Here is a 23,957-nt window from a genome sequence, read left to right as displayed (position 1 = left end):
AAAGGTACAAAAGCCCGATGAAGGCAGCATCCAAGTTTCTGAGCGCCGCGTCCGCGGTGGCCTTGTCCGCCGCTCTGGTTGTGCCAGGCGCGCTCGCAGTGCAGTTCGTTGCCACATCCGCGGCAGAGGCCGCTGTTGTCAGCAGAGTGGAAGTCAGCGGCAATCAGCGTGTCGACGCCGACACCATCCGCAACTATGTCACCATCAAGCCCGGCAAGGCCTTTTCCAGCTCCGATATCGATGATGCGGTCAAGGCTCTGTTCGGCACCGGACTGTTCTCGGACGTCCAGATCAACCAGGTCGGTTCAACGCTGGTCATCAAGGTTTCGGAATACCAGGTCGTCAACCAGGTCCTGTTCCAGGGCAACAAGAAGCTCAAGGATGCCGCCCTTGCGGCTGCGGTCCAGCTGAAGCCGCGCGGCACGTTCTCGCAGGCGGCGCTCGATGCCGACGTCGAGGCGGTCAAGGCCGCCTACAAGCGAATCGGCCGTGATGACGCCGCTGTCACCACTCAGATCATGGATCTCGGCGACAATCGCGTGAACGTGGTCTTCAACATCAATGAAGGCGGTCGCACTCAGATCGCTTCGATCAATTTCGTCGGCAACAGCGCCTATTCGAGCCGCCGTTTGTCCGATGTCATCGCCACCAAGCGCTCGACTTTCCTGTCCTTCGTGCTGCGTGACGACGTCTATGACGAGGACAAGCTGCGCGCCGACCAGGAATTGCTGCGTCGCTTCTACTACAATCACGGCTATGCCGATTTCCAGGTTGTTTCCGCGGTCGGCGAACTCGACGACACGACAAACAAGTACACGGTCACCATCACCGTGCAGGAAGGCGACCGCTACACTTTCGGTGACGTCAGCGTCGAGAGCACGATCCCCGAAGTCGACTCGAAATCACTGGAGTCGGTGGTCGAAACTCACAAGGGCGACGTCTACAACGCTAAGGATGTCGAGGATAGCATCATCGCGCTGACCGAGAAGGTCGCGGGTTCCGGCTATGCCTTTGCCCAGGTGACGCCGCGTGGCGATCGCAACTTCGAGAACCACACCATTTCGGTCGTCTACACCGTCGACCAGGGCACCAAGGCCTATATCGAGCGCATCGAGATCCGCGGCAACGACCGGACGCGTGACTATGTCATTCGTCGCGAATTCGATGTCAGTGAAGGCGACGCCTTCAACCAGGTTCTCATCCAGCGCGCGAAGAAGCGGCTGGAAGCGCTCAATTACTTTGAGAAAGTCGACATCTCGACCGTGCCCGGATCCGAGCCCGACCAAGTAGTGCTGGTGGTTGACGTGGTCGAGAAGTCGACCGGCGAGTTCTCGGTCGGCGCCGGCTATTCGACCGGTGGCGACACGGCAGGTCCGTCCGTCGAAGGCTCGATCACCGAGCGCAACTTCCTCGGCCGCGGCCAGTTCATCAAGCTCTCGGCGGGTGGCGGCAAGAATTCGCGCGACTACAGCCTGTCCTTCACCGAGCCCTATTTCCTTGGGCGGCGCATTGCCGCCGGTTTCGACATCTTCCAGCAGACCCGGAATTACGCCCACTACGATAGCGAGACGTTGGGGGCGACGGTTCGCTTTGGCCTGCCGATCACCGACAACATCTCGACCCAACTGGCGTACAATATCGCGCAGGAAAAATACTCGATCGCAGACACTTGCTTGACCAGTGGTATCTACGATCCAAGCAAATGCACCATCTCCACGGCGATCCTGGATGGTGTGGCCCAAAGCCCATGGATAAAGTCGTCGGTCAGCCTTGGTCTGTCCTACAACACCATCGACGACATGAAGAGCCCGCATGAGGGTATCTTCGCCAACATCACCACTGAAGTAGCCGGCCTTGGTGGCGACGCGAAATTCGTCAAGGTCACCGGCCGCACAAGTGTCTACCAGACCCTGTCGGAACAGCTGGATCTTGTCGGGCTTGTCTCGGGTGGCGCTGGCTATATCTATGGCTACGGCGATGACAACTTGCGCGTCTTCGACCATTTCCAGAGCAGTGACCGCATGATCCGTGGCTTTGCCTATGGCGGTATCGGGCCGGTGGCCTTGGGCACCAGCGGTGACCATCTCGGCGGCACCACCTATTTCAATGCTTCGGCTGAAGCCCAGTTCCCGCTGCCGGTCATCCCGGAAAGCTTCGGCCTGCGCGGCGCGGTCTTTGCCGACGCGGCGACGCTCTATGGCAACAAGGTGACCGGTGTCGATCCGACGTCAACGGGCATGGAGTTGCGGGCCTCGGTTGGCGTGGGCTTGATGTGGGCATCGCCTTTTGGCCCGATCCGCATCGACTATGCGATCCCGGTCAAGAAGCAGGCTTCCGACGACGTGCAGGAATTCAACTTCGGCATGTCGAGCCGTTTCTGATCAGCGGGTAACGATGCTTCCGGGCCGTTGGGGCCCGGAAGAGAGTGATCCGATCTAGCTGGATATAGCTTTTGGAATGACCGATCCGGTGTTCTTCGCGCCCTCACGCCGGTATACGGCTGGCGAAGTCGCGAATCTGACCGGCGCGCAGCTTGTCGATTCCGGCCAATCTCAAATATCGATCGCGGCCCTGGCGCCGGCGAACGAGGGCGGCGAGGGTGCGCTCGTCTTCGTCGACGGCAAGCGCAACTTTGCGCTGATGCAGTCCCTGAGGGCTGCGGCCGTTCTCTGTCCCGCCGAATTTGCCGCCAAGGCACCGGCGGGCATTGCAGTTCTGGTCCATCCGCGTCCGCAACAGGCTTTCGCGATGGTCGGACGCCTGCTTTTCCCGGCAGCTGCCACTCCGGGGCCGATGACCAGCGAAACTGGCGTCTCGCCGCATGCCCATGTTGACCCGACGGCGCATGTCGAGGCCGGTGCGATCATCGAGGCCGGTGCTGTCATCGGACCTCGCGCGTCCATCGGCTGCGGAACCGTCGTTGCTCCCAATGCGGTGATCGGTCCTTCCTGCCAGATCGGCCGCGACGGCTACATCGGCCCGGGCACCAGCATCCAGTATGCGCTGATCGGCAACCGCGTCATCATCCATGGCGGCGCCCGCGTCGGACAGGATGGCTTTGGTTTCGTGGGCGGCGCCAAGGGGCCGGAGCGCGTCCCGCAGATCGGCCGTGTCATCATCCAGGACGATGTCGAGATCGGCTCGAACACAACGGTCGATCGCGGCGCCATGTCCGATACCATCATCGGCCAGGGCACCAAGATCGACAATCTGGTGCAGATCGCCCATAACGTTCGCATCGGCCGCAATTGCATTATAGCCGGGCTTTCGGGTATTTCCGGTTCCGTAACTGTAGGCGACAACGTCACCATGGGCGGCGGTGTCGGTCTTGCGGATCATTTGACCATAGGGGCAGGGGCCAAGCTTGCTGCGAGAAGTGGATTTATGAGCAACGTGCCTGCCGGCGAGATCTGGGGGGGCTATCCGGCCCAGCCGATGGCGGAAGCCATGCGCGAGATTGCCATGCTGCGCAAGCTGGCCAGGACGCGCAAGCAGGGCGACGGGGGGAATAGCTGATATGACGGCGGCGACGACGCTGGAGGCGGTTGACATACTGGGGCTGATGAAGCTCCTGCCGCATCGCTATCCGTTCCTGATGATCGATCGCATCATCGACATCGATGGCGATGACTCCGCCGTCGGCATCAAGAACGTCACCATAAACGAGCCGCATTTCCAAGGTCATTTCCCGGACCAGCCGGTGATGCCGGGTGTGCTGATCGTCGAGGCAATGGCGCAAACCGCCGGCGCCATCTGCATCCGCAGCCTTGCCGCCGAAAAACCATCCCTGGTCTATTTCCTGACCATCGACAACGCCAAATTCAGAAAGCCGGTCGTCCCTGGCGACCAGTTGAAAATCTATGTCAAAAAAATCAAGAAACGTGGCAATCTGCTCAAATTCGCCTGTGAAGCTCTGGTCGACGGCGCCAAGGCCGCTGAAGCCGAGATTTCGGCGATGATGGTCACCAGCGGCTGACGATCGAATGCTCATGAAAATCCAGACATCAATCCATCCTTCGTCGGTCATCGAGGAAGGCGCTCAAATCGGCGAAGGCGCCCGTATCGGGCCTTTCTGTCACATCAGTGCCGACGCCGTGATTGGCGATCGCGTTGAGCTGGTCAGCCACGTCTCGGTGCTGGGCGCAACCACCATCGGCGCCTCGACCAAGGTCTATCCGATGGCGACACTGGGCGGGCCGCCGCAGAACACCAAGCACAAGGGCGGCCGAACCACCCTGATTATCGGCGAGAACTGCACGATCCGCGAAGGCGTCACCATGCATCTCGGCACCGATTCCAGTCGCGGCGAGACGACGGTCGGCAACAACGGCAATTTCCTTGCCTACGCCCACATTGCGCATGATTGCGTCGTCGGCAAGAACGCCACCTTCGCCAATGGCGCGACGTTGGGCGGCCATTGCGAGGTCGGCGACAATGTCTATATCGGCGGCCTTACCGCCGTGCACCAGTTTGTCCGCATCGGTGACAACGCCTTTCTCGGCGGCTGCTCGGCTGTCGTGGGTGACGTCATCCCCTTTGCCATTGCCGTCGGTAATCGCGCCAGCCTGCGCGGCCTCAACATCATCGGCCTGAAGCGCTCCGGCCTGCCGCGCTCGGAAATCCATGTGCTGCGCAAGGCTTACCGGACGATCTTCGATCGCTCCCGCACCGTCGGCGAGAACATCGAATTCGCCAAGGCGGAATTCGCCGCGTCGCCGACCGCAATGAAAATCATCGATTTCATCGCCAGTCGCGGCAAGCGGCACTACGCCGTCCCGTCGCTCAAGGGTGGTGACGGCGATACCGATGACGAAGACTGAGGTCAGCGGAACGACGCTAGATCTCGCGCCAGGCTCCAGGGTCGGCATCATCGCCGGCGGCGGCAGCCTGCCGGTCGAAGTGGCAGTCGGACTGGCGGAGCGGGGGTATCCGCCTGTTGTCATCCTGATGGAAGGCGAAGTCGACCGTATGCCGGACCTTGCCGGGTACGAGCAGGAAACCCTTGCTCTGGAAGACATCGGCTCCCTTGTGCCGTTGCTGAAGCGACGCCGAATTACACATCTGGTGCTGGCAGGAGAGATCAGGCGCCGGCCAAGGCTGACCAATCTGCGCCTAAGTCTCAGCCTGATCGCCGTGATTCCCATGGTAATCAGGGCACTGGCCCGCGGTGACGACGGCCTGTTGAAGGTTGTGGCGCGAGGTCTGCAAGCGCGAGGCATCAAGCTTGTCGGCGCTCACGAGGTCGTTCCTGAATTGGCCGCGGCCGAGGGCTCGCTGACCAGGGCCGAGCCGCGAAAATCCGACTGGCGCGACATCGAGGCTGCCCGCGCGGCGGCAAAAGCCATCGGCGCGCTGGACATTGGCCAGGCCGCGGTCGCGATCGGTGGCCGGGTGATTGCCCTGGAAGGCATCGAGGGCACCAACGGGCTGCTTGAGCGGACGGCGCAATTGCGTGGTCATGGCAGGCTCGCCGGCAAGACGCGCGGTGTCCTGGTCAAATGCGCCAAGCCCGGTCAGGAACTGCGTGCCGACTTGCCATCCATCGGCCCGCAGACCGTCGCCGCAGCGCATGCCGCCGGGCTTGCCGGCATCGCCATCGAGGCCGGGCGTTCGCTTGTCCTTGAAGGCCCAGCCACAATCGCCAATGCCGATGCGCTCGGCCTGTTCATCGTCGGTCTGCCTGCGGCGGAGCTGGCGCATGGCCACTGACAAGCCGCTGAAGATCGCCATCGTTGCCGGCGAAGAATCCGGCGACCTGCTTGGAGCCGACATCGTCCAGGGGCTCAGGCGCGCGACCGGCCGCGACATCCAGCTGGTCGGCATCGGCGGCCGCCATTTGCAGGCGCACGGGCTTAACTCCCTGTTCGACGGCAGTGAAATCGCGCTGATGGGATTTAGCGCCATCCTGCGCGACCTGCCGCGGCTGATCCGGCGGATCGGCCAGACGGCAAAGGCGATCGCGACTGAAAAACCCGACTGTCTCATCACCATCGACAGCCCGGATTTCTCGCTGCGGGTGGCAAAAAAGGTGCGTGCCGCGGATCCGGCAATCCCGATCATCCACTATGTCTGCCCGAGCGTCTGGGCGTGGCGGCCGGGCAGGGCGGTAGCGATGAAGCCCTATGTTGACCACATCCTGTGCATTCTGCCATTCGAGGTGAAGGCTCTCTCCCGCCTTGGCGGCCCGCCCGGCACCTATGTCGGGCATCGCCTCACCCATGACGCGGGCCTGGCAGGTGCTGCCAGGGCACAAGGCCTGCCACGCGACCTGTCCAATGACCGTGTGAAGACGCTGCTCGTGCTGCCCGGTTCGCGCCGCGGCGAAGTGCGCCGGTTGATCGAGCCCTTTGGCAAGACAGTGTCGGCACTGCGCGCGCGGGGGCACCGCTTGCGCCTGCTGTTGCCAACCGTGCCGCATGTCGCTGACCTGGTCAGGGCCTCGGTGGCTCGCTGGGACGAGACGCCGGAGATCATCCTCGACCCAGAACGCAAATGGCAGGCTTTCGGCAAGGCCGATGCGGCGCTGATCGCCTCGGGAACGGTGTCCCTGGAGCTGGCACTGTCCGGTGTTCCGATGGTGTCCTGCTACAAGCTCGACCCCATTGCGCGCCTGATCGCGCAGCATGTGATCAACGTCTGGTCGGCGCTGTTGCCCAATTTGATCGCCGACCGCGCGCTGATCGCGGAATTCTACGACCAGTATGTCAGGCCGGACAATTTGGCCCATCAGCTGGAGGCCCTGTTTGCCGAGACCGGCATGCGTGCCTGGCAAAAGGACGGTTTCGCCGAGATCGCACGGCGCATGACGACCGACAGGCCGTCCGGGGACATCGCCGCCGATGTCGTGCTTCGCCACATCAAACCTGGTCACCACAAATAGAAAGCGCCCTTGCGGGCGCTTTTGACGGTTCGGTCTTGGCCTGCTCAGCGCTTCGCGATCGGCACGTAGTCGCGTTCCGGCGCGCCCGTATAGAGCTGGCGCGGGCGGCCGATCTTCTGGTGCGGATCCTCGATCATCTCCTTCCACTGCGCGATCCAGCCGACGGTGCGGGCGACCGCGAACAGCACGGTGAACATGGTGGTAGGGAAACCCAGTGCCTTCAAGGTGATGCCCGAGTAGAAGTCGACGTTCGGATAGAGCTTCTTCTCGATGAAATAGGAATCGGTCAGCGCGATCTTTTCCAGCTCCATGGCGATGTCGAGCAGCGGATCGTCCTTGATGCCGAGCTCGCCCAAGACCTCATGCGCGGTCTTCTGCATGATCTTGGCGCGCGGATCGTAGTTCTTGTAGACGCGGTGGCCAAAGCCCATCAGCCGGAATGGATCGTTCTTGTCCTTGGCGCGGGCGATGAATTCCGGGATGTGGTCGACATGACCGATTTCGCCCAGCATGTTCAGCGCTGCCTCGTTGGCGCCGCCATGGGCGGGACCCCACAGGCAGGCGATGCCGGCGGCAATGCAGGCGAACGGGTTGGCGCCCGACGAGCCGGCAAGACGAACGGTCGAGGTCGAGGCGTTCTGCTCGTGATCGGCATGCAGGATGAAGATACGCTCCATCGCACGCGCCAGCACCGGGTTGATCTTGTATTCCTCGCACGGCACCGCAAAGCACATATGCAGGAAGTTGGCGGCGAAGTTCAGCTCGTTCTTCGGGTAAATGAAGGGCTGGCCGATGTGGTACTTGTAGGCCATCGCCGCGATCGTCGGCATTTTGGCGATCAGCCGCATCGAGGCGACCATGCGCTGGTAGGGGTCGGAGATGTCGGTGGAGTCGTGATAGAAGGCCGACAGCGCGCCGACCACGCCGCACATCACCGCCATCGGGTGCGCGTCGCGGCGGAAACCGGTGAAGAAGCGCGACATCTGCTCATGCACCATGGTGTGGCGCGTCACGCGGTAATCGAAATCGTCCTTCTGCGCCTTGGTCGGCAGTTCGCCGTAAAGCAGGAGGTAGCAGACTTCGAGGAAGTCGCCATGCTCGGCCAACTGGTCGATCGGATAGCCGCGATGCAACAGGATGCCGGCATCGCCGTCGATGAAGGTGATTTCGGACTCGCAGCTCGCGGTCGAGGTGAAGCCGGGATCATAGGTGAAGGCACCGGTGGTGCTGTACAGCGAGCCGATATCGATGACGTCAGGCCCGACCGAGCCGCTTCGCACCTTGAACTCGTGCGTTTGGCCGCCGAGTTCCAGCGTTGCCGTCGACGTGTGCGGTTTGCCGCCAAATTCCAGTTTTGTCGCAGCTTCGGTCATTGCAAGCTCCTTTTGTTTCGTCATGCCGGCAAAGGCAAATATCTGCAACGCAACACGTCGAAGGCATCGGACTGCGCGCTGGCGCCCGCAGGGGATTTCCGTGCCAGATTGGACCAAGACCTAATGTTGCACTGCGAAACGTACCTTTCAATGCCAATCTTCTTGGGCCAGATCTCTCCTAATCGATTTGATCGGCGATGCGGGCCAGGCTTTCCTCGCGGCCAAGCACGGCAAGCACGTCGAAAACGCCGGGCGACGTGGTCTTGCCGGTCAGGGCTGCCCGCAGCGGCTGGGCCACGGCGCCGAGCTTGTGGCCACCGGCCAGCGCGTAGTCGCGGATCGCGGCTTCCGCATTGGCGGCCGTCCAGTCGCCCGAAACAGTCTGGAGCGCCGCGCGGGCGCCGCGCAGAACCGTGCGTGCATCGGCATTCAGCACCAGCGCTGCCTTCTCGTCGATCGGCAACGGCCGCTCGACGAACAGGAAAGCGGCGCCGTCGACCAGCTCCACGAGCGTCTTGGCACGCTCTTTCAGGCCGGGCAGGGCGGCAATCAATTGCGCCTTGCGCTTGTCGTCGAGACGTGCGGCAAGCGCCGGCCCGCCTTCGAGATAGGGCAGAGTGGCGACGAAGATATCGAACAGCGCCTTGTCGTCCATCTTGCGCATATGCGCGCCGTTGATCGACTCCAGCTTGGCGAAGTCAAAACGCGCTGCACCCTTGTTGACGTCGCCGATGTCGAACCAGGCAACCATGTCCTTGATCGACATGATCTCGTCGTCGCCATGGCTCCAGCCGAGCCGGGCCAGATAGTTGAGCAATGCCTCGGGCAGGTAGCCCATGGCACGATAGGCCTCGACGCCGAGCGCACCGTGCCGCTTCGACAGTTTTGCGCCGTCGGCGCCGTGGATCAGCGGGATGTGCGACATTGACGGCACGTCCCAGCCCATGGCGTTGTAGATGACGGTCTGGCGCGCGGCGTTGGTCAGATGATCGTCACCGCGAATGATGTGGGTGACGCCCATGTCGTGATCGTCGACGACGACGGCATGCATATAGGTCGGATTGCCGTCCGAGCGCAGGATGATGAAATCGTCGAGATCCTTGTTGGGAAAGCGCACCTCGCCCTGCACGCGGTCGTGCACGACGGTCTCGCCCTCGGTCGGCGCCTTGATGCGGATGGCGCCCTTGACGCCTGCAGGCGCCTCTGAGGGGTCGCGGTCGCGCCACTGGCCATTGTAGCGCGGCGGCAGGCCCTTGGCGCGTGCCGCCTCGCGCATCGCCTCGAGCTCGGCTGGCGTTTCATAGCTGTAATAGGCCTTGCCCAGGCGCACCAGCTCCTCGGCCACCTCGCGGTGGCGCGGTGCACGCTCGAACTGCGATATGGCCTCGCCGTCCCAGGAAAGCCCAAGCCAGGTCAGCCCATCCAGAATGGCCTGGGTAGCCGCCTCGTTGAAGCGCTCGCGATCCGTGTCCTCGATGCGCAGCACCATAGTGCCGTCGGTGTGCTTGGCATAGAGCCAGTTGAACAGCGCCGTGCGCGCGCCACCGATGTGCAGGTAGCCGGTGGGCGAGGGGGCAAAACGGGTGACGACCTTGTCGGACATGGAACTCTCGGGGAACGTAGGAAGCGGGTGTGGTTTCGCGGACTTTCGCGCGTTGCGCGTTCATGTAGCATAGGAGGTCTAGGGCGCAAGGGGCAGACCCGATGGCTGGACGAGGCCGCAGCGTGGACGACAGCGATGGCGCGACCACAAGCGTCAGCGAACGGTCGCTGTTTGCCGACGTTCCGCTTGTCGAGCAAACGCCGGTTTTGCTGCCGGTGCCAGACCTGGGCATCCCCCCTTCTTCGCTCGATGGTCCCACGCCGGTACCAGCTCCCGCGACCGGTCCGGTGTTGCGCTTCCACGGCAGGCTTCGCCGTTCGTCATTGCCCGCAATCCGCCGCGGCATCGCGGTGGCCGCCGGCACGGAACTCGACCGCGGCGTCGCCTTCCTGCTGGTGCCGGTTTTCCTCGCCGCCGGCGTGATCATCTACTTCTCGCTGGCCAACGAGCCGGGCTTTCTGCAACCCATCGCCTTCGTGATGCTGATGGCATCCTGTTCCATTGTCTCGCGGTCGTGGCCGAGGACGCATCTGTGCTGCATGGCTGCGATGCTGTTCGCGCTCGGCGTGGTCGCCGCCAAGCTGGAGACCTGGCGCGCCGGAACGCAAATGCTCGGTTCCGAGATTCAAACACGGCTGACCGCGCGCGTCGTCAGCCTTGAGGAGATGGAAAGCGGCCGCGTCAGGCTGACGCTAGACGTGGTCTCGACCGCTTATCCCAAGCTGCGCTACGCGCCGGAGCGTGTCAGGCTCTCGGCGCGCACGGTTCCCGCCGATATGACCGCCGGTTCCCTGATCACCGGTTATGCCAGGCTGATGGCGCCAACCGGCCCGGTGCGGCCGGACAGCTATGACTTCTCCTTCGACAGCTATTACTCCGGCATCGGCGCCAGCGGCTTCTTTCTCGGCAACCCAAAAACCATTGCCTCGGTGGACCCCCCGCGGCTTGCCGCACGGCTTTCTTCCGCGATCGAAAACGCGCGCGAGAACATTGCAGACCGTATCAGGGGCCAAGTCGGCGGCGCCGAAGGCGAAATCGCAGCGGCACTCATCGTCGGCGTGCGCGCCGGCATTCCGGAAGAGATCAACGAGGCGATGCGGCGCACCGGCATCTATCACATCATCTCCATTTCCGGCCTGCACATGGCGCTGGTCGCCGGCACCATCATGGCGCTGCTGCGCGGCGCCTTTGCCCTGTTCCCGGATTTCTCCTCACACCGACCGGTCAAGAAACATGCCGCGGCTGCGGCGCTCATTTCCATCGCTGCCTATCTCGTCATTTCAGGCGTCGTGGTTGCAGCCGAACGCAGCTTCATCATGCTGGCGGTGATGCTGATCGCCGTGCTGTTCGATCGGGCAGCACTCACCATGCGCAATCTGGCGATCTCAGCCATCGCCGTCATCCTGGTGTCGCCACACGAAGTCGTCGGCCCGAGTTTCCAGATGTCCTTCGCCGCCACCGCGGCGCTGGTCGGCGCCTATGCCGGTTGGTCCGACTACCGCGAGGGCAAGGCAACGTCACCACCGCCTCGGCGCTCACTGCCAGCCTTCCTCAGTCGAAAATTCCTGCTGGCGACAGGCGGTCTGGCCATGACCTCGATCATCGCCGGCAGCGCCACCGCGCTGTTCGCCATATGGCATTTCCAGCGTGTGTCGCCGCTCAGCCTGTTCGCCAATCTGGCCATCATGCCGATCGTCTCCGTCGTCATGCTTTTGGCCGTGATCAGCGCCCTTGCGATGCCGTTTGGCGCCGATGGAATACCACTGTATTTGATGGGCAAGGGGCTGACGGCGATGATCGCCCTGTCGGCATGGATTTCGGAGCGCTCGCCGATCGATGCGGTCGGGTTGATCTCGCTCAAATCGGTGTTTCTGACGACCATCGCGCTGATCATCGCCACCATGGCGACGACATGGCTTCGGCTGGCAGCACTGCCATTTGCACTCGCAGGCCTGCTGACGATTTCCGACACACGCACGCCCGACGTGCTGATTTCCGAGGACGCCCATCTGGTTGCGCTGCCGATTGGCGGCGGTGAGCTGGCCCTCAACCGGGCGCGTTCGAACGAATTCACGACCGACAACTGGAAGCGCGCCCTAAAGTCCGAAACCATCGTCGAGCCCGAGACGTTCGACAACAGCAGCGAACAATTCGATATTGCCGACCCGACCGAATTGCCGCCAGGCTCGCCCTTCTATTGCAAAGCCGGGCTGTGCCTTGCACGGCATCCCTCCGGCGCGATCGTCGCCTATGTCGAAGACCGCAAGAACGCGTGGAAAGCCTGCTCTTTCGCGACCCTGATTGTCATCGACGACGCCACCGCCTATGACCCTTGCCGCGATCCGCTGGTCCTTGTCGTCAACAAACGACAACTTGCCCGTTCGGGCAGCGCAGCCATCTTCTTCGATCCGCAATCGGCGACCAGGCCGGCAGAGATCGACTTTGCCGTCGACAAGCCATACCGCCCCTGGCACGTCCAACGAAAATTCTCTCGCGAAGCGAGGGGGCTACCGCCCTACAAGAAGCCCGAAAAATCAGCCGTCAAGCCGGCTCAGTAACGGCGGATCAGCCCGACCAACTTGCCTTGCACCTTGACCCGGTCCGGGCCGAAAATGCGGGTCTCATAGGCCGGATTGGCGGCCTCAAGCGCGATCGAGGCGCCCTTGCGGCGGAACCGCTTCAGCGTCGCTTCCTCGTCATCGACCAGCGCCACGATGATCTCGCCCGGGCTGGCGGTATCGGCGTTGCGGATGATGACCGTGTCGCCGTCGAAAATGCCGGCCTCGATCATCGAATCGCCCTTCACCTCCAGTGCATAGTGTTCGCCGCCCATGATCATGTCCGGTGGCACCGAGATCGAATGCGTCTGGTGCTGGATGGCGTCGATCGGCACACCGGCGGCAATGCGTCCCATCACCGGGATCGACACGGCGGCGACCACATCGTCGTCATTGCCGGCCGAAGGCATGCGCGAAGGCGCCGGCTTGATTTGCCGCCCGAGGCCGCCTTGTCCAAGACTGCCCTGGATAACGCTCGGCGAGAATTTGCGCGCTGCGTTGAGGCCGGGCGCGATCGAGTCCGGCAGCCGCAGCACTTCCAGGGCGCGGGCACGGTTGGGTAGCCGGCGAATGAAGCCGCGTTCTTCCAGCGCCGTGATCAGCCGGTGAATGCCTGACTTGGAGGCAAGGTCCAGCGCTTCCTTCATCTCGTCGAACGACGGCGGAATGCCGCTCTCCTTCAGTCGCTCATGGATGAACATCAGAAGTTCATGTTGCTTGCGCGTCAGCATGGCGGCCCCCAAGGGTTTCGAACCAGAGATTTCGAACCAGAATCAGAAAAACAAACCCAGAACAAACACTATCTGTTCCAGTTGTGTTCCGCAACCGTTTAAAGTTTAATGAATATGTTAGGGCTCTGGAAACGATACCGCCGCGCCAACGGCACCGCCGCGCTTTCACCGGTTCGCGCCTCATCGCCTTGATTCTGCTTCCGTTTGCCGCCTCTGGGTTCCCAAAAGGCGGCATTGGAATCGGCCGTCAGTCGGCAAAGATGGCGCGCAATTGCAGCCATATCGACGGGGCGATTTGGTTAATGCACCGTGAACGAAACGAAGTCAAAACGCCAACCTTGGGCAGGTTTGGCTCCTGATTTTCAGCACCTGGTCGGACAGCTTGTCATCGGTGGAACCTTGCCGCGCGATGCCAGGTGGTGGAAAAGCGCTGGTGACCGATGGATGCCGTCGTTCCGGCGTTGCGTCGAATGTTGGGGGAGTAGACAAACCATGACAGGAATTCCCGATCTGGCGGCCATCGAGGCGATGGATGCCGCGGATCCGCTGCGCGCCATGCGCGACCGCTTTGTGCTGCCGCAAGGAGTGATCTATCTCGACGGCAATTCGCTGGGGGCTGCCTCGCATGCCGCTTGCGACGAGTTGCGCAAGGCGGCGACCGAGGAATGGGCGCATGACCTGATCCGCGCCTGGAACACGGCCGGCTGGTTCGACATGCCGCTCGAGCTCGGTGACCAGCTTGGGCGCCTGATCGGCGCCGCCGCCGGCCAGACGGTGGTCTGTGACACGACCTCGGTCAACATTTACAAGCTGCTGCACGCCGCGATGGCCATGCGGCCGGAGCGGCCGGTCATCGTCGCCGAGGGTGACAGTTTTCCGACCGACCTCTACATGGCCGAAGGCGTGGTCTCGACGCGAAAGAACACTCAGCTGCGCCTTTCGGGTTTCGACGCGCCTGATATCGAAGAGCTGATCGACGAACGCACCTCCGTGGTGCTGGTCAACCACGTCAACTACAAGTCGGGCGAGCTGCGCGACATGCCGGCGCTGACGCGCAAGGCTCAGGATGCCGGTGCGCTGATCGTCTGGGATCTCTGCCACACCGCCGGTGCGATGCCAGTCGAACTGGACAAGGCAAACGCCGACTTCGCTGTCGGCTGCACCTACAAATACCTGAATGGCGGCCCGGGCGCCCCTGCCTTCATCTATGCGGCCGAGCGCCATCTGGCCGACATCCAGCAGCCGCTCACCGGCTGGTGGGGCCATGCAAGGCCCTTCGCCTTCGAGCCGGGCTATGCCGCCGGCATTGGCATCCGCCGCTTTCTGTGCGGCACGCAACCGGTGCTGTCGATGCGCACGCTGAAGGGCGCGCTCGACGTCTGGAGCGATGTCGACATGACGGCGGTGCGAAGCAAGAGCATTGCGCTGGCCGACCTGTTCATCGAACTCGTCGAGGCCAAGTGCGGCGCTTACGGGCTGACGCTGGAAAGCACCCGCGACGGCAATAAACGCGGCAGCCAGATTTCGTTCGCGCACGAGCATGGCTACCAGATCATGCGGGCGCTGATCGAGCGTGGCGTGATCGGCGATTTCCGCGCGCCCTCGACCATGCGCTTCGGCTTCACCCCGCTCTATGTCGGTTATGCCGATGTCTGGCAGGCGGTCGAGGTGCTCGAAGACATCCTGCGCAGCGGCGCCTGGAAGGACGCGCGCTTTGCCGTCAAGACGGCTGTCACTTGATCGGAAGCGCCGGCCTCATCAAACGGTCTTCGGCGCGCGTAGCCGGAAACGCTGTATCTTGCCGGTCTGCGTCTTGGGCAGCGCGTCAACGAATTTTACCGACCGCGGGTATTTGTAGGGCGCGATCGTCGCCTTGACGTGGTCCTGCAGGCGTTTGACGGTTTCCTGGTTTTCCGCGACGCCTTGCACCAGCACGACATGGGCTTCGACGATCTGGCCGCGCTCGATGTCCTCGGCGCCGATCACCGCGCATTCCGCCACGTCCTGGTGCGAAAGCAGCGCCGCCTCGACCTCCGGCCCGGCAATGTTGTAGCCGGCGCTGACGATCATGTCGTCGGAGCGGGCGGCGAAGTGGAAGAAGCCGTCTTCGTCCTGCAGAAAGGTGTCGCCGGTGAGGTTCCAGCCGTCGCGGACATACTCCTTCTGCCTGGCATCGGCCATGTAGCGGCAGCCTGTGGGACCGCGCACCGCCAGCCTGCCTGCCGTGCCGCGCGGCACTTCGCGCATTTCGTCGTCGACGATGCGCGCCTCGTAGCCACCCACCGGCTTGCCGGTTGAAGCCGGCTTCATGTCGTCAAAACGGTTCGAGATAAAAATATGCAGCATTTCGGTGGCGCCGATGCCATCGAGGATCGGCTTGCCGGTCTTTTGCATCCACTCCTCGAAAACCGGCGCCGGCAATGTCTCGCCGGCCGAAACGGCCACACGCAGCGACGACAGGTCGGCGCCTTCGTCCATCGCTTTCAGCATGGCCCGATAGGCGGTCGGCGCGGTAAACGAAATGGTCGCCTTGTAGGTCTCGATGATGTTGACCATGTTGGGCGGCGTCGCCTGCTCCAGCAAGGTCGCGGCGGCGCCGAAGCGCAGCGGGAAGATGGCGAGCCCGCCAAGGCCGAAGGTAAAGGCCAGCGGCGGCGAGCCGACAAAGATGTCGTCGGGCGTCACCTGGAGAATCTCGCGCGCATAGGCGTCGGCGATGATCAGCAGGTCGCGGTGGAAATGCATCGTCGCCTTGGGCACGCCGGTGGTGCCGGAGGTGAAGCCGAGCAGGGCCACATCGTCGCGACCGGTCTTCACCGCCGCAAAAATGACCGGCTTGTCGAGCGCCGCGCGATCGAGTTCGGCATCATGGTTGGCGGTGCCGTCGAAACCCACAACCTGCGTTAGGAATTGACTGTCCCTGGCGCAAGCCGCCATCTCGCCCATAAGCCTGACATCGCACAGCGCCAGGGTGATCTCCGCCTTGTCGACGATCTTGGCCAGTTCGCCGGCGCGCAGCATCGGCATGGTGTTGACGACGACCGCACCTGCCTTGGTGGCGGCCAGCCAGCAGGCGACCATGGCCGGATTGTTGGCCGAGCGGATTAGCACCCGGTTGCCCGGCCTGACGCCAAAATTCTCGACCAGCGCATGCGCCAGCCGGTTCGTCCAGTCGGACAGTTCCTTGTAGGTGCGGCGGCGGCCATTGCCGATCAGCGCTGTATGGTCGCCCAGGCCTTTTTCGACCAGCCTGTCGGTCAATTCGACCCCGGCATTGAGAAAATCGGGATAGGCAAAGCCATCGAGCAGGAAGTCTGGCCATTGGTCCTGCGGCGGAAGATTGTCGCGGGTAAACGTGTCGGTATGGGCTGTCGGTCCAAGCATTTCGCGGCTGTGTCCCCACCTGCTTTACGACCATGGCATCCGTAGCCTGGACAGGCCCAGCATCGCACTTGCCGAAAATTGTTTCAAGCCTAAAGGTTTTTGTCTCGAAGCATTGACGGCACCGCCGGCCATGCTCATTGCTACGCTGCAAAGCCATATCGCCAGGGGGAGGGCGCCGGGTGCTCGAACATCACATCGCCGATTGGGACAACGCCTATGCGAACGGCGCCAACATCGCCGGCAGCGATCGCTGGCCGGCGGCATGGGATGAGCCGGCGCAARCCTTTCGCGACGCGCTTTTAGCCGAGGGCAGGGCGCAGCTCGATATTGTCTACGGCGACAAGCCACGCAACCGGCTCGATCTTTTCCTCCCGGACACTCAGCCAAAGGGGCTCGTGGTGTTCGTCCATGGTGGCTACTGGAAGGCGTTCGACAAGAGTTTCTGGTCGCATCTTGCCGCCGGGCCGATCACTCACGGTTATGTCGTGGCGATGCCGTCCTACACGCTTTGTCCGGACATACGCATCGCCGGCATCGTCAGGGAAATCGGCGCGGCGATCGGCAAGGCAGCGGCGATGATCGACGGGCCGCTGATGCTGACGGGGCATTCGGCCGGTGGCCATCTCGTCAGCCGGATGGTGACGGCAACCACACCCCTGGCGCCCGAAGTGGCCAAGCGCATTCGCCATGTCGTGTCGATCTCGGGTGTGCACGATCTGCGCCCGATCATGCGCACCGGCATGAACCAGACGCTGGCGATCGAAGAGGCCGAGGCGCTGACGGAAAGCCCGGCGCTGCTGCGGCCGATGGACAAGGCCCGCCTGACCTGTTGGGTCGGCGGTGGCGAGCGCGCCGAGTTCCTGCGCCAGAGTGCGCTACTGGCCAATATCTGGACCGGCCTAGGTGCCGCGACCAGCTCGGTGGTCGAGCCTGACCGGCATCATTTCAACATCATCGACGGTTTGGCCGATCCAGACCATCCACTGACCCGGACCTTGATCGCGGAGTAGAGAAGCTCAGCGCAGCATCAGCACGCTGCAGGTGGCGCCCACAGCGGCGGCAGGTGCAAACGGTTCGCGCACGATCAGCCCGTTGGCGTCGGCCAGCATTCGCAGCATCGAGGAATCCTGGATGCCGAACGGCGTCGCCACCAGCGCACCTGCGTCTTCCCTGACGACGGCCCGCACATAGTCCTGCCTGAGATCGTTGGCCGGCATCGCGGCGCCAAGTTTTGCGTCGCGTATATCCTGGCGATGGCTGCGGCCGCCGAGCCGCGCCAGCAGCGGCTTCAGGAACAGCTGCGAGCAGACCAGGCTCGCCACCGGATTACCGGGCAGGCCGATGCACCTGATATCGCCGAGCCGACCGAACATCAGCGGCTTGCCGGGGCGCATGGCGATCTTCCAGAAATCCAGCGTCATGCCTTCGCCGGTCAGCACGTCATGGACGAGGTCATGGTCGCCGACCGAGGCGCCACCCAGCGTAACTATGACGTCTGCGCCCGCCGCGACAGCCTTTTTCACCAGCGCCGCGATGGCGTCCTTGCGGTCGGCCGCAATGCCGAGGTCGAGCGCGCGGGCGCCGACCGACTGGGCGGCGGCGGCAACGCCATACGCATTGGACGAAATGATCTGGTCGGGGCCGAGCGCGCTGCCCGGCGGCAGCAACTCGTCGCCGGTGGCGATGATGGCGACCAGCGGCCGTTTGACCACGCTGACCGTTGGATGGTTGGCCGATGCTGCCAGCGACAACGCCGCCGGATCGAGCAGGCGGCCTTTTTCCAGCAAAATGTCGCCCTTGGAAAAATCGAGGCCTAGCCGGCGAATGTTGCGTTCCGCCGCCGTCGGTTCGGTCACCTCGATGCTGCCGTCACCGAGAACCCGGACATTTTCCTGGATGACGATGGTGTCGGCGCCTTCAGGCAAAGGCGCGCCGGTGAAGACACGAACCGCTTGCTTCGGGCCGACAATGCCGTCAAAGCCGCGCCCGGCGGGCGCAACGCCGATCACCGAAAGCCGCGCCGGAACCGAACCGACATCCACCGCCCGCGCGGCATAGCCGTCCATCGCGGAAGCGTTGAAGGGCGGCTGTGTGCGCAGTGCAACGACCGGCTCCGCCAGCACCCGGTCGGCCGCGTCCAGCAGCGCGACGCTTTCGCTGCCCGTCGGCTGCGCGCCCTCCAGCAGGCGCTCCAGCGCCTCTGCAACCGGCACCAGTGCCATTATTGACCTGCCTTGTAATCGCCCGACTTGCCGCCGGTCTTTTCAACGAGCCTGATGCCTGAGATTACCATGGCGCGGTCGACCGCCTTGGCCATGTCGTATATGGTCAGGCAAGCGACCGAGGCAGCGGTCAGCGCTTCCATCTCGACGCCGGTCTTGCCGGTGACGCGCGCGAGCGCCGTCACCCTGAGGCCTGGCAGCGCTGCGTCGGGCTCGATGTCTACGGAGACCTTGGTCAGCAGCAGCGGATGACAGAGCGGGATCAGATCATGCGTCTTCTTGGCCGCCATGATGCCGGCGATGCGCGCGGTGCCGAGCACATCGCCCTTCTTGGCATTGCCCGCCAGGATCATCTTCAGCGTCTCAGGCTGCATCGAAACAAAGCCTTCGGCGATCGCCGTGCGCGTCGTCTCTTCCTTGTCGCCAACATCGACCATATTGGCCTCGCCTTGCGCGCCAAGATGGGTGAGGGCGGCTGTCATCGTCAGATGGCCTCGGCGGGCGCCTTGCCCGTCAACAACAGGCGCGTTGCAGCCGCCACGTCCTGCTGCCGCATCAGGCTTTCGCCGACGAGGAAGGTGGCGATGCCGGTCTTTTGCATCCGGAGGCAATCGTCATGGGTGAAGATACCGCTCTCGCTGACCAGAAGCCGGTCGGCCGGCACCATCGCCGCCAGCCGCTCGGACGTTTCGAGACTGGTTTCGAATGTACGCAAATTGCGGTTGTTGATGCCGATCAGCCGCGACGACAGCTTCAGCGCGCGCTCCGTCTCGGCTTCGTCATGGACTTCCACCAGCGCATCCATGCCGAGTTCGAATGCCGTCGCTTCCAATTCGCTCGCCAGGGCATCATCGACGCTGGCCATGATGATCAGGATGGCATCGGCGCCCCAGGCTCGTGCTTCGTAGACCTGGTAAGGATCGAACAGGAAATCCTTGCGCAGAGCAGGCAAGGACACGGCCTTGCGCGCGTTGGTGAGAAATTCCGGCGCGCCCTGGAAGGACGGGGCATCTGTCAGCACCGAAAGACAGGCGGCGCCGCCTTTCTCATAGGCTCGCGCCAGTGCCGGCGGGTCGAAATCGGCGCGGATCAGGCCCTTGGACGGGCTCGCCTTCTTGATTTCCGCGATCAGGGCGAAGCTGCCCGATCTGTGCTCCGCTTCAAGCGCCGCGAGAAAGCCGCGCGGTGCGTCGGCGTCCCTGGCTCGCGCCTTGATTTCGGCCAGTGGCACGCGCTGCTTGGCCGCCGCGATCTCGTCGCGCTTGTAGGCTTCGATCTTGCGCAGGATGTCGGCCATCGCACTATCCGTTCGAAATCTCGACCAGCCTGTCGAGCACTTGCAGCGCCCGGCCGCTGTCGATGGCTTGCGCGGCTGCTTCCATGCCGTCGGACAGCGTCGTCGCCTTGCCAGCCACCACCAGTCCGGCGCCGGCATTCATCAGCACCGTGTCGCGATAGGCGCCGGCGGCACCGCCCAGCATGTCGCGCATCGCCTTGGCGTTGTAGGCGGCGTCGCCGCCGCGCAACTCATCCTTGGTGTGGCGCTTCAGCCCGACCGCTTCCGGGGTCAGTGTAAAGCTGCGGATTTCGCCACCGGCGAGCTCCGCCACCTGGGTCTCGCCGGTGGTGGTGATCTCGTCATAGCCGTCGCCATGCACGACCCAGGCGTGGTCAGTGCCCAGTGCCTTCAATGTCTCGGCCACCGGCATGATCCATTCCGGGAGGAACACGCCGACCATCTGCCGGCTGACACTCGCCGGATTGGAGAGCGGACCGAGCAGGTTGAAGATGGTGCGGGTGCCGAGCTCGACGCGGGTCGGGCCGACATGTTTCATCGCCGGATGATGCGCCGGCGCGAACATGAAGCCGACGCCGGCCTCATGGATGCAGCGGCCGATGGTTTCCGGCGGAATGTCGATCTTGACGCCGAGCGCCGTCAGCACGTCGGCCGCCCCGGTCAGCGACGACAGCCCGCGATTGCCGTGCTTGGCGACAGGCACGCCGCTGCCGGCGATGACGAAGGCGGATGCCGTCGAGATGTTGACCGAGTGCGAATTGTCGCCGCCGGTGCCGACAATGTCGATGGCGCCTTCGGGTGCGACGACGCGCAGCATCTTGGCGCGCATGGTGGCGACGGCGCCGGAAATCTCGCTCACCGTCTCGCCGCGCACGCGCAGCGCCATCAGGAAGCCGCCGATCTGGCCGGGTGTCGCGTCGCCCGACATGATGATGTCAAAAGCTTCACGCGCTTCCTCGAAGGAGAGAGCGGCCCCGGTGGCGACCTTGGCGATATGGGTCTTCAGCGCGCTCATCTGTTCAGGGCTTGGGAAACGGCGGCCTGGTCGATGCGAACGTCGTACTGCGTCTGCAACTGCGCCACCAACTGGTCGAGCAGATCGTCGGACATGCCGGAGGTGAAGGATTTCTGCGCATCGGCCGGCACCGAGTTGGCATCGGCCCCGGCAGGCTCGAACACTTCCGCGACCTTGAACAGGATCTGTCCGTCGCCGGTGGGCGAGGGGATCAGTCCGGTCCCGCCTTCGCCGACACCGAACATCGCGGCCGCCCCTTCCTTACCGAAATCGACGTCGTCGGCTTCGCGCTTGACGCCGCGCTTGGTCTGTTTCTCAAGCTTGAGTTCGCCGGCGATCACATCGAGCGTGGTACCGGCCTTGAGACGCTTTTCCAGCTCGTCGGCCTTTGCGATCAGCCGCTTGGCCGTTTCCGCTGCCGTCCAGTCGGCCACCACCTTCTGGCGAACTTCATCCAGCTTGCGGTCGCGCGCCGGCGTGATCGCCTCGACCTCGTAGAACACGAAGCCGTTGTCGGTCGTGGTCAGGGCCTCATTCTCGGTCTTGGGTTCGGCGGCGAACACCGCCTTGATCAGGTCCGGCGACACCGGCAAATCCTTGATGATCGTCCCGTCCGGCGCCTGGCCGGTGCGATCGATCGCCTCGATGGTGACGTCCTTCAGCTTCAGCTTGGCGGCCGTTTCGGCCAGCGTGCTGCCCGAGGCCCGGGTGTCTTCGTAATTGTCGTGCACATCCAGCAGGATGCGGCTTGCCTCGCCCAATGCCAGGTCCTTGCGGATCTCGTCGGACACCTCGGCCAGCGGCTTCACCACTTGCGGCTTGATCTCGGTGACGCGCAGCAGCACTGGACCAAAGGCGCCCTGCACGACCGGGCTGACTTCGTTGACATTGAGCGCGAAGGCCGCATCGGCCACCGCCTTGTCGGCGATCTTGTCCATGGCCAGCGTGCCAAGCAGCGTGTCGGCTGGCGTCTTGCCCTCGGCGGTGACGATCTTGTCAAAGGTGGCGCCGGTCTTCAGCGAATCAAGCGCTGCCTTCGCCGCATCGGGCGTCTTGAACACCAGCTGTTCGATGGTGCGCAGCTCTGGCGTCGTGTAGCGGCCCTTGTTCTTGTTGTAGTCGTCGCTGACCTGTTGGTCGGTCACCGCGCTGACATCCATGATGTCTTGCGGCTCGAGCCTGACATAGGAGAATTTGCGGTATTCGGGCGCCGCATAGGTTTTCTTGTTGGCATCGAAATAGGTCTGGAGCGCGCTGTCGGCGGGCGCCTCGATCGGCTCGACCAGTTTTTTCGGCAAGGTCAGGTAGTCGACGGTGCGGTCCTCGCCGCGGTAGAGCGCGACAGCCTTGAAGAAAGTGTCCGGAGCCTTGAGGCCGTCCGAGACCGCCTCGACGATCTGCTGGCGCACCGCCACCTGGGCGCGATTCTTCAAATAGTCTTCCGGCCGCATGCCAACCTGTTGCAGCATGTATTCGAATGTCTTGCGGTCGAACTGACCACTGGGACCCCTGAAGGCCGGATCTTCGCGCGTGAGTTCGGCCAGCCGGTCCTTGGACAGGCCGAGCCCGAGCGTGCGCGCCTGCTCGTCGAGAACGGCGCCCGACACGAGCTGCGCCAGCACCTGGTTGTCGATGCCGAGCGCGGTTGCCTGCTCGCGCGAAATGCGCTGGCCGAACTGCTGCGACATCACGCTGATCTGGCGATCATAGGCCAGCCGATATTCAGTGATCGAAACGGTCGTGCCGCCAGCGGTGATGACCGAATGATGACCGGCCAGCACCCCGCCCACCATCTTGGTGGTGGCGCCCCAGGCCAGAAAGCTCAACACCAGCAGGGACAGCAGTGCTTTCGCGACCCAGGTGCCCGCCGCGTTTCTCAAAATACCAAGCATGGTTACTTCCGATTTTTGCGCATTTTCGCGTGCGCCGAGTCTGAAACAAGCGCAATAGCGCCCTTCCGGCCCAGTGTCGATTGCTTTGTGGCTTGATTTTGGTAGTGAGGGCGAGAGCTTAATAGAGCCCAATGTCGCCCGGAGAAACAACCCCATGACGCCTGGAATTCGCCCGCTCGTTGCCGGCAACTGGAAAATGAACGGCACCAGCGCCTCGCTCAATGAGCTCAGGATGATCGGCAACGGCTTCATGAGCGGGCTCGACGCCGAGACCGAAGCGCTGGTCTGCGTGCCCGCGACCTTGCTGGCGCACGCCGCGGAAATTCTCTCGCGCACCCCGGTCAGGGCCGGCGGCGAGGATTGCCACGCCAAGGAAAGCGGCGCCTACACCGGCTGTATCTCGGCCGAGATGCTGAAGGACGCCGGCGCCAGCCACGTCATTGTCGGCCATTCCGAGCGCCGTGAGCAAAGCAACGAAGACGATGCGACGGTTCAGGCCAAGGCGTCCGCTGCATGGCGAGCCGGCCTCATCGCCATCGTCTGTATTGGCGAGACCAAGCAGGAGCGTGAAGTGGGCGCCACGCTCGACGTGCTTTCGCGCCAGGTCGCCGGCTCGGTGCCGCCGACCGCCACGACAGCCAACACCGTCATTGCCTATGAGCCGGTTTGGGCGATCGGCACCGGGTTGACGCCGACCGCCGACGACGTCGCCGAGGCGCACGCGCATATTCGCGAAAAACTGGCGGAATTGCTCGGCACGGCCGCGGCGGCCAAAATGCGCATCCTCTATGGCGGCTCGGTCAAACCGTCCAATGCGGTCGAACTGCTTGGCGTGAAGAATGTCGACGGCGCGCTGGTTGGCGGCGCCAGCCTGAAGGCGGCGGACTTTCTTGGCATCGCCGAAGCGTATCTAAATATTGCGTAGGCGCAGCCTGTCAGGGCGGTTGGGCAGGCCTGCGCCGGGGCCGAAATCGTTGCAAAGGGCGCATTGCTTCCCATATT

19 protein-coding genes are annotated in these 23,957 nt (G+C 63.4%); 10 read left to right on the top strand and 9 right to left on the bottom strand.

The genetic code is table 11. The annotated features are described in order from the left end of the window. Positions 1 to 17 precede the first annotated feature (17 nt). The 6 genes from bamA to lpxB all read left to right on the top strand — a co-directional run bounded on the left by bamA (position 18) and on the right by lpxB (position 6,880). Complete coding sequence (gene bamA / locus AC1DXN_RS06285) at positions 18 to 2,381, top strand: outer membrane protein assembly factor BamA (protein WP_477269659.1); 2,364 nt, start codon at positions 18 to 20, stop codon at positions 2,379 to 2,381. A gap of 76 nt (positions 2,382 to 2,457) precedes the next feature. Beyond that, complete coding sequence (lpxD, locus tag AC1DXN_RS06280) at positions 2,458 to 3,516, top strand: UDP-3-O-(3-hydroxymyristoyl)glucosamine N-acyltransferase (protein WP_477269661.1); 1,059 nt, start codon at positions 2,458 to 2,460, stop codon at positions 3,514 to 3,516. Then, positions 3,509 to 3,976, top strand: coding sequence for a 3-hydroxyacyl-ACP dehydratase FabZ (gene fabZ, locus AC1DXN_RS06275; RefSeq protein ID WP_477247205.1), 468 nt, complete (start codon positions 3,509 to 3,511; stop codon positions 3,974 to 3,976). Before lpxD ends, fabZ begins: the two co-directional genes overlap by 8 nt. Positions 3,977 to 3,989: 13 nt before the next feature. Beyond that, a complete protein-coding gene (gene lpxA / locus AC1DXN_RS06270; protein ID WP_477247203.1) occupies positions 3,990 to 4,820 on the top strand; it encodes an acyl-ACP--UDP-N-acetylglucosamine O-acyltransferase in 831 nt (276 codons plus the stop codon). Beyond that, positions 4,807 to 5,709 (top strand): LpxI family protein, encoded by a 903-nt coding sequence (locus AC1DXN_RS06265; protein ID WP_477269663.1) that lies wholly within the window; start codon positions 4,807 to 4,809, stop codon positions 5,707 to 5,709. The genes lpxA and AC1DXN_RS06265 overlap by 14 nt, the downstream gene beginning before the upstream one ends. After that, entirely contained in the window at positions 5,699 to 6,880 is a 1,182-nt protein-coding gene (gene lpxB, locus AC1DXN_RS06260) for a lipid-A-disaccharide synthase (protein ID WP_477269665.1), read from the top strand. The genes AC1DXN_RS06265 and lpxB overlap by 11 nt, the downstream gene beginning before the upstream one ends. A gap of 44 nt (positions 6,881 to 6,924) precedes the next feature. Here lpxB and gltA read toward each other — a convergent pair whose 3' ends face one another. Both gltA and gltX read right to left on the bottom strand, forming a co-directional pair. Further along, the gene (gene gltA / locus AC1DXN_RS06255) at positions 6,925 to 8,253 is read right to left on the bottom strand and encodes a citrate synthase (protein WP_477269667.1); all 1,329 of its coding nucleotides are present in this window, start codon (positions 8,251 to 8,253) and stop codon (positions 6,925 to 6,927) included. A 178-nt stretch (positions 8,254 to 8,431) separates the two neighbouring features. Next, a complete protein-coding gene (gene gltX, locus AC1DXN_RS06250; protein WP_477269668.1) occupies positions 8,432 to 9,856 on the bottom strand; it encodes a glutamate--tRNA ligase in 1,425 nt (474 codons plus the stop codon). A 101-nt stretch (positions 9,857 to 9,957) separates the two neighbouring features. On the opposite strand from gltX, the gene AC1DXN_RS06245 reads away from it, so the two are divergent. After that, the gene (locus AC1DXN_RS06245) at positions 9,958 to 12,414 is read left to right on the top strand and encodes a ComEC/Rec2 family competence protein (protein ID WP_477269670.1); all 2,457 of its coding nucleotides are present in this window, start codon (positions 9,958 to 9,960) and stop codon (positions 12,412 to 12,414) included. Here the strand turns inward: AC1DXN_RS06245 and lexA are convergent. Beyond that, positions 12,408 to 13,145 carry a transcriptional repressor LexA gene (gene lexA / locus AC1DXN_RS06240; RefSeq protein ID WP_258601763.1) on the bottom strand — a complete coding sequence of 246 codons (738 nt, stop codon included), beginning with the start codon at positions 13,143 to 13,145 and terminating at the stop codon, positions 12,408 to 12,410. The genes AC1DXN_RS06245 and lexA overlap by 7 nt on opposite strands. A gap of 492 nt (positions 13,146 to 13,637) precedes the next feature. On the opposite strand from lexA, the gene kynU reads away from it, so the two are divergent. Further along, complete coding sequence (gene kynU, locus AC1DXN_RS06235; RefSeq protein ID WP_477269672.1) at positions 13,638 to 14,885, top strand: kynureninase; 1,248 nt, start codon at positions 13,638 to 13,640, stop codon at positions 14,883 to 14,885. 18 nt (positions 14,886 to 14,903) lie between these two features. Here kynU and AC1DXN_RS06230 read toward each other — a convergent pair whose 3' ends face one another. Next, positions 14,904 to 16,529, bottom strand: coding sequence for an AMP-binding protein (locus tag AC1DXN_RS06230; protein ID WP_477269674.1), 1,626 nt, complete (start codon positions 16,527 to 16,529; stop codon positions 14,904 to 14,906). A gap of 179 nt (positions 16,530 to 16,708) precedes the next feature. Here AC1DXN_RS06230 and AC1DXN_RS06225 point away from each other — a divergent pair, with 179 nt between their 5' ends. After that, a complete protein-coding gene (locus tag AC1DXN_RS06225) occupies positions 16,709 to 17,539 on the top strand; it encodes an alpha/beta hydrolase (RefSeq protein ID WP_477421504.1) in 831 nt (276 codons plus the stop codon). A gap of 6 nt (positions 17,540 to 17,545) precedes the next feature. Here AC1DXN_RS06225 and AC1DXN_RS06220 read toward each other — a convergent pair whose 3' ends face one another. Genes AC1DXN_RS06220 through AC1DXN_RS06200 form a run of 5 tightly spaced genes read right to left on the bottom strand, consistent with a single transcriptional unit; the run spans position 17,546 to position 22,955 of the window. Beyond that, positions 17,546 to 18,751, bottom strand: a complete 1,206-nt coding sequence (locus AC1DXN_RS06220; RefSeq protein ID WP_477269678.1) for a molybdopterin molybdotransferase MoeA — start codon at positions 18,749 to 18,751, stop codon at positions 17,546 to 17,548. Then, a complete protein-coding gene (gene moaC, locus AC1DXN_RS06215; RefSeq protein ID WP_477269680.1) occupies positions 18,751 to 19,233 on the bottom strand; it encodes a cyclic pyranopterin monophosphate synthase MoaC in 483 nt (160 codons plus the stop codon). The genes AC1DXN_RS06220 and moaC overlap by 1 nt, the downstream gene beginning before the upstream one ends. A 2-nt stretch (positions 19,234 to 19,235) precedes the next feature. Continuing rightward, positions 19,236 to 20,048, bottom strand: a complete 813-nt coding sequence (gene trpC / locus AC1DXN_RS06210) for an indole-3-glycerol phosphate synthase TrpC (RefSeq protein ID WP_477269682.1) — start codon at positions 20,046 to 20,048, stop codon at positions 19,236 to 19,238. Between the two features lie 4 nt (positions 20,049 to 20,052). After that, complete coding sequence (gene trpD / locus AC1DXN_RS06205; protein ID WP_477247077.1) at positions 20,053 to 21,063, bottom strand: anthranilate phosphoribosyltransferase; 1,011 nt, start codon at positions 21,061 to 21,063, stop codon at positions 20,053 to 20,055. Continuing rightward, on the bottom strand, positions 21,060 to 22,955 hold the full coding sequence (locus AC1DXN_RS06200; RefSeq protein ID WP_477269684.1) for a peptidyl-prolyl cis-trans isomerase: 1,896 nt from the start codon (positions 22,953 to 22,955) through the stop codon (positions 21,060 to 21,062). Before AC1DXN_RS06200 ends, trpD begins: the two co-directional genes overlap by 4 nt. A gap of 154 nt (positions 22,956 to 23,109) precedes the next feature. On the opposite strand from AC1DXN_RS06200, the gene tpiA reads away from it, so the two are divergent. Then, positions 23,110 to 23,880 (top strand): triose-phosphate isomerase, encoded by a 771-nt coding sequence (tpiA, locus tag AC1DXN_RS06195; protein WP_477269686.1) that lies wholly within the window; start codon positions 23,110 to 23,112, stop codon positions 23,878 to 23,880. Positions 23,881 to 23,957 lie beyond the last annotated feature (77 nt).

Source organism: Mesorhizobium sp. P2_H9 (assembly GCF_056403215.1).
Note: the sequence above shows the minus strand (reverse complement) of the source record. Positions and strands in the feature narration are given on the sequence as shown.

Excerpts from the sequence above, each read along its gene's own strand:
- bamA (WP_477269659.1), top strand. The coding sequence starts at position 18 with ATGAAGGCAGCATCCAAGTTTCTGAGCGCCGCGTCCGCGGTGGCCTTG.
- lpxD (WP_477269661.1), top strand. The coding sequence starts at position 2,458 with ATGACCGATCCGGTGTTCTTCGCGCCCTCACGCCGGTATACGGCTGGC.
- lpxA (WP_477247203.1), top strand. The coding sequence starts at position 3,990 with ATGAAAATCCAGACATCAATCCATCCTTCGTCGGTCATCGAGGAAGGC.
- AC1DXN_RS06265 (WP_477269663.1), top strand. The coding sequence starts at position 4,807 with ATGACGAAGACTGAGGTCAGCGGAACGACGCTAGATCTCGCGCCAGGC.
- lpxB (WP_477269665.1), top strand. The coding sequence starts at position 5,699 with ATGGCCACTGACAAGCCGCTGAAGATCGCCATCGTTGCCGGCGAAGAA.
- gltA (WP_477269667.1), bottom strand. The coding sequence starts at position 8,253 with ATGACCGAAGCTGCGACAAAACTGGAATTTGGCGGCAAACCGCACACG.
- gltX (WP_477269668.1), bottom strand. The coding sequence starts at position 9,856 with ATGTCCGACAAGGTCGTCACCCGTTTTGCCCCCTCGCCCACCGGCTAC.
- AC1DXN_RS06245 (WP_477269670.1), top strand. The coding sequence starts at position 9,958 with ATGGCTGGACGAGGCCGCAGCGTGGACGACAGCGATGGCGCGACCACA.
- lexA (WP_258601763.1), bottom strand. The coding sequence starts at position 13,145 with ATGCTGACGCGCAAGCAACATGAACTTCTGATGTTCATCCATGAGCGA.
- kynU (WP_477269672.1), top strand. The coding sequence starts at position 13,638 with ATGACAGGAATTCCCGATCTGGCGGCCATCGAGGCGATGGATGCCGCG.
- AC1DXN_RS06230 (WP_477269674.1), bottom strand. The coding sequence starts at position 16,529 with ATGCTTGGACCGACAGCCCATACCGACACGTTTACCCGCGACAATCTT.
- AC1DXN_RS06220 (WP_477269678.1), bottom strand. The coding sequence starts at position 18,751 with ATGGCACTGGTGCCGGTTGCAGAGGCGCTGGAGCGCCTGCTGGAGGGC.
- moaC (WP_477269680.1), bottom strand. The coding sequence starts at position 19,233 with ATGACAGCCGCCCTCACCCATCTTGGCGCGCAAGGCGAGGCCAATATG.
- trpC (WP_477269682.1), bottom strand. The coding sequence starts at position 20,048 with ATGGCCGACATCCTGCGCAAGATCGAAGCCTACAAGCGCGACGAGATC.
- trpD (WP_477247077.1), bottom strand. The coding sequence starts at position 21,063 with ATGAGCGCGCTGAAGACCCATATCGCCAAGGTCGCCACCGGGGCCGCT.
- AC1DXN_RS06200 (WP_477269684.1), bottom strand. The coding sequence starts at position 22,955 with ATGCTTGGTATTTTGAGAAACGCGGCGGGCACCTGGGTCGCGAAAGCA.
- tpiA (WP_477269686.1), top strand. The coding sequence starts at position 23,110 with ATGACGCCTGGAATTCGCCCGCTCGTTGCCGGCAACTGGAAAATGAAC.